Genomic DNA, 3,411 nt, shown 5'->3' with positions numbered 1-3,411 from the left:
GTTTAAGTCTTCCCACCGAATACCACATACTTCGCTGACTCTCATACAGCTCAGGATGCTGAAGTCTAGAAGCTCGGAGTAGGGGATTTTGTTTTCTCTGCGTTGCTCGCGTTCTTCTAGTGCTTCTTTTAACAGGTCTATTTCATCGGTAGTAGGGCGTCTTGTTCGTTTCTCTGATTTACCGATGAGCTTCATTTCATACAGAATGGGTGTTGCTTCTAAGAATGTGTTCACGTTCGCGGCAACGTTGAAGACAGGGTTAGCTCGTTTGAATACCGAACGTAAAAAATAGATGTCGGAATAGACGGTAGAGGGTTTGGTTCCCGTACTGCACCTATTTTGGCAGTGCTCAATTAAGTCTTTAGTGGTTAGCTCATCGGAATAGATTTTTGCTATGTCGCAATCACGCAGCATTTTTAATACGGTTTGTTTCGATCGGCCTGTATTGTCCCAGAGGTTTTTGTTCTCTATGTACATGTCTAGCAGCTGGCCAATGGGTACAGAACGATCTTGGGTTTCACCTTCTTCTATCTTTCGGACTTCATTTTTAGCCCAGGCAGTAGCGAGCGTTTTCTTCTTATGAGTTTTGGAAAAACGTTGAGCAATTTTGCTTCGATGTTTCACGGTAACTGTGGCTTTGTAGCGAGATTCGCCACTTGCTAGAGTTCGCTTTTCAATACTATAAGATGCCATGAACGTGTGCCTCTGAGGTGTACCAAAAGGGTGATTTGAGGGGTACAAAAGGTGTACCAAGGTTCAGAGATTATAGCAGTTTATTAAAGTTCTTCTAGGTTGTTATTTGTGTTAAGTATTTGAAAGTAAAGGTGTATGTGGCTATTGCTAGGTAGGGCGGGGAGTGGTGTATTTTAGTGAAACTTATAGATTGTGGGTTTGAGAGCCATTGATAGGGTGTCTTAGATAGAAATAGTGAGGGGATGTTACCTTAAATCTCTGAATAGCGTGTAAAAAAATAGCCAGCAGAGGCTGGCTATTTTTAGAAAGATGTTTACCACTCTGTTCGCTTCTGTTTTTTACGAATCGAAACAGTGCTCAGTGTGACTTTAGCGGCATTTATTCTGGCTGTGATTGCTGTGAGCTTAATTCTCAAATATTGCTTAGAGAGCTAAAATATTGAAAATTAAATGCAGCGTCTAACACATGTCTAATATTCAAAGGCTTAGCATCATATCCACCACAGTAATGGCGTGTTATAGTTCTTAGCGGTTTGCAGTTTATCGCAGGTAGTCATATACAATACCGATCTTAAACTGCGGCTATAGTTTGTTATGCGATGACTTCGTTACTAGGGTAATACGCTTTAATGTGCGCTTTAGTCTCTTTAAGGAGACTGGGTTGTGAGTTTGTGGAGACAGGCTATTGCTAAATCCATTTTCTGTTGGAATGATAAAACCATGAGAAACAATTGGTTAAGTGAATCTCATCACGTCATCGGTGACGATGTCACAGAGATTTCGAATGTTAAGTCTGTGAAAGCGGCTTCTCAAATAGGCGATATGTGTGCTGTACCTGTGTACAACGTCTATGCCTCTTGTGGATTTGGAGCTCAAAACGATGCTGAGTATCAACTCAGAACTGAATTCCTACCATGCTTATGGCTAAAACGTTTCGGCCTGACAGAAGAAGATGCTCGTATCATCATTTGCCACGGCGACTCAATGGAAGACACTTTGAGCGACGGCGATGAAGTATTAGTCGATACCCGAGAACTCGATCACCCAGTAAAGCACGGTGTCTATGTTGTTCGCATTGGTAAGCACGTTTACATAAAACGCCTGAAGTACGACATCATGGCCGAGGGCTATAACGTCATCTCAGACAACAAAGAAGAATATGATTCGTTTATCGTGAATGAGGAGAAACTCGACGAGTTCGCGGTAATCGGGAAAGTTGTTACCACCGTCATGAAGGCGGTGATTTAGAAAAGCGAAGGCGACCTCAGGGTCGCCTTTTTTATTGATAAAAAAGTTTTTAGTAGAGATTCCGTAATAATGTATTCAGATTCTAAAATTTTCAAAGCAACCTTCACTTGTAAAGATGATGGTAATGATCAATATCGCAATCGCTTAACTGAAAGTCTTGCTAATTTCAGAGAACGTGTAGGAGTATTGATTGATGGAACTCCCAAAGATGTACCTGGGCTTACCGTACATGACTTAACACATATGGACGCGCTATGGGATATGTTGGACATATTGACGGGTGGAGACTACCGGTTAAATCCAGCAGAGGCCTATGTTTTAGGAGGAGCCATTCTTTTACATGATTCTGCAATGACGATAAGCATTTATCCGAATGGTGTTAATGAGCTAAAAGAAACTGCTGAATACATAGATGCATACGCATACTTTGAAGATAACTCACATCTTGCGAAAGAAGACGATGGGTATTTGATTGCAGCGCAAGGTTATGCCATCAGTGATACTTTAAGGTTAAAACATGCAGAAAACGCTGAGACATTAGCAACCCAAAAATGGGATTCTAAAGTTAGTGACGGGGCGTTCTATTTAATTGATGATTCTGAACTTAGAGAACATTATGCCCACTCAATCGGGAGAGTCGCCCATAGTCATCATTGGGATGTCGATAAAGCGGTTTCTGAGTTATCTCATTGTAAAGGTGCATTTACAGGTTTTCCTGCCGATTGGAATGTAAACGAGATAAAGTTGGCATTGATTTTAAGGTGCATTGATGCGATGCATTTAGATGATCGAAGAGCTCCAACATTTACTTCAGCTCTTAGAACTATTAATGAAGAATCTGCGATTCACTGGAAGTTTCAAAGTAAATTAGCCCAACCCACGTTAGTAAGTCGAAAGATTCAATATACTTCAAAGTCTCCGTTTACTATTGAAGAAGCAAGTGCATGGAATTTGTGTTTCGACACAATTCAAATGGTGGATTTAGAGCTTAGAAATGCTTCTGATATACAAGAACGTTTATCAATTCAGCGTTTTGAAGCTCAAGGGGTTGTTGGTTCAGGTTCTCCAGGTGCACTAGCGCAACACATACAAGTTAAGGACTGGACACCGATTCCACTAAACCTTCAAGTATCTGATGTTCCATCGCTGGCTTTGACGCTGGGTGGTACTGACTTATACGATTTCCCGTTAACCCCTATTCGAGAAATGATTCAAAATTCTGCAGATGCTATTGAAGCAAGGGCTGTCTTAGATGAGGACTTCGACGTTGGTGATGGGAAAATTGTGATAAAACTAATGGAGGTGGAAGGCAAGGGGCATGTTCTAGAAATTACTGATAATGGAGTTGGTATGTCTGAAAGGATACTAACAAAAGTTTTGTTAGATTTTGGCATGTCGTTTTGGAAGTCAAAGGCAGCAAGGAGTGAGTTTCCTGGTTTACAAAAACATACTAATAAATTTAGAGGTAGAT

3 protein-coding genes are annotated in these 3,411 nt (G+C 41.0%); 2 read left to right on the top strand and 1 reads right to left on the bottom strand.

Annotated features, from left to right (window positions below; all coding sequences use genetic code 11):
- Positions 1-693: site-specific integrase (locus AB4496_RS22415; protein ID WP_372132008.1), on the bottom strand; the 693-nt coding region annotated here is incomplete at its 3' end.
- A gap of 662 nt (positions 694-1,355) precedes the next feature.
- Between AB4496_RS22415 and AB4496_RS22410 the strand changes: the two genes are divergently transcribed.
- Together AB4496_RS22410 and AB4496_RS22405 are read left to right on the top strand one after the other, a co-directional pair.
- The gene (locus AB4496_RS22410; protein WP_240798312.1) at positions 1,356-1,940 is read left to right on the top strand and encodes a S24 family peptidase; all 585 of its coding nucleotides are present in this window, start codon (positions 1,356-1,358) and stop codon (positions 1,938-1,940) included.
- 69 nt (positions 1,941-2,009) lie between these two features.
- On the top strand, positions 2,010-3,411 hold a 1,402-nt coding region (locus AB4496_RS22405), incomplete at its 3' end, for a hypothetical protein (protein WP_372132006.1).

The organism is Vibrio sp. 10N.222.46.A1, from assembly GCF_041473595.1.
Lineage (GTDB): Bacteria > Pseudomonadota > Gammaproteobacteria > Enterobacterales > Vibrionaceae > Vibrio > Vibrio tasmaniensis_A.
Note: the sequence above shows the minus strand (reverse complement) of the source record. Positions and strands in the feature narration are given on the sequence as shown.